Raw genomic sequence first — 1,491 nt, forward strand, 5'->3', positions numbered from 1 at the left:
CTATCCGACACAATGCGCAAGTGCCGGATAGGAACGGCAAAATTTTTTACACTTCTATTACTTCTTTATCGCACATCGGTAAAAAGCCAGGGCATCAAGCAACTCATGGCTAATTAGATGTAACAAAAGCAAAGAAAGGAAAAGCACAATCCAGACGGAACCGGCGGTGCGGTCAAGAAATATTGTGGAAACACAAGATTTTTGCTATAATAGAAGTAGAATACTTGACAACAGGGAGAAAGGCAGGAAGCCTATGCACATTAGTTATCAGCCACTATGGAACACATTGAAAGAGCGTGGCATGAGGAAAGAGGATTTGCGGCTTGCCGCCGGTCTAACCACTAATATGATTGCCAACATGGGCAAAGGAAAGCATATCAGTATGGAAACACTCCTGCGGATTTGTAAAACTCTGGATTGTGACATAGCTGATGTAATTGAATTGGCACACGATACAGAAAACACACTGAGCTAAAGGGATGACGCAGGAGGGAGATAGATGTCTACAATTAAAATTGCTCTGGTACAAAAGAAAGCTATACCAAATAACAAAAACAGAAATTTGGAGTTGGCCGTTCAATATATAAAAGAAGCAAGCTGCATGGGTGCAGATATTGTGCTTTTTCCAGAAATGTGGTCTAACGGATATGCTGCACCGTTTGATGGAGCTTTTGACAATCCGACCAACCCTGCTTTTGAAGAAGAGCGCAAAGAATGGCTGGAAAGTGCTGTCACAATCGAAAGCGACTATGTAGCCGCTATAAAAGACGCTGCCCAAAAATACAAGATTGGAGTTTGCGCTACATTTTTATCAAAGGCAGATGAAAAATTCCAAAACACCGCTATAATCATTGACCGAAGCGGGAGTATCCTTCTGAACTATGCCAAAGTCCATACCTGCGATTTTTCATTAGAAAAGCTGTTGCAGCATGGCAGCGAATTTAAGGTGTGTGACTTTGAAGGGATTCAAATAGGCGTAATGATCTGTTATGACCGGGAATTTCCAGAAAGCGCCCGTGTGCTAATGCTGAAAGGTGCGGAAATCATTTTGGTTCCCAACGCCTGCGATATGAACCCTCTTAGAATCAATCAGCTGAATACAAGAGCTTTTGAAAATATGGTTGGGGTTGCAATGGCAAACTATCCGGGCGAAGGATGGGGCGGTTCCTGTGCTTTTTCCCCTGTGGTATTTGATGAAAATGGAAATTGCCTGGACAATGCGATCGTAAAGGCCAACGACATTTTGGAAGATATTTTGATTGCAGAGTTTGACATGGATCGCATTAGAGCATATCGGGAGCAGGAAACATGGGGAAATGCTTACCGAAAACCTGCGGCCTACACGGACTTGGTTAGCTTTGAAGTAAAAAAACCATTTATACGCAACAACTAAAAAGAGAGGAAAATATATGAGATGTTTTCGGTAAAATGAAAATGTAGCAAATGGTACTCAAAAAGTGAGCACCCCAATGGCAAATAAAAAGAGCCATT

Annotated in this window: 1 protein-coding gene and 1 pseudogene; both read left to right on the forward strand. The window is 42.1% G+C overall.

Translation table 11 applies throughout. From position 1 onward, the window contains the following. Nucleotides 1–253 precede the first annotated feature (253 nt). A pseudogene (locus WMO64_RS17005) lies at nucleotides 254–454 on the forward strand (helix-turn-helix domain-containing protein); the annotation flags it as partial. Between the two features lie 45 nt (nucleotides 455–499). Beyond that, nucleotides 500–1,393 (forward strand): carbon-nitrogen hydrolase family protein, encoded by an 894-nt coding sequence (locus WMO64_RS17010; RefSeq protein WP_349232763.1) that lies wholly within the window; start codon nucleotides 500–502, stop codon nucleotides 1,391–1,393. Nucleotides 1,394–1,491: the final 98 nt, after the last annotated feature.

The sequence above is a fragment of the Pseudoflavonifractor intestinihominis genome (genome assembly GCF_040096055.1).
In the GTDB taxonomy this organism is placed as follows: Bacteria; Bacillota; Clostridia; order Oscillospirales; family Oscillospiraceae; genus Pseudoflavonifractor; species Pseudoflavonifractor intestinihominis.

What these genes read in the sequence shown, in the direction of transcription:
- WMO64_RS17010 (WP_349232763.1), top strand. Translation starts at nt 500, where the DNA reads ATGTCTACAATTAAAATTGCTCTGGTACAAAAGAAAGCTATACCAAAT.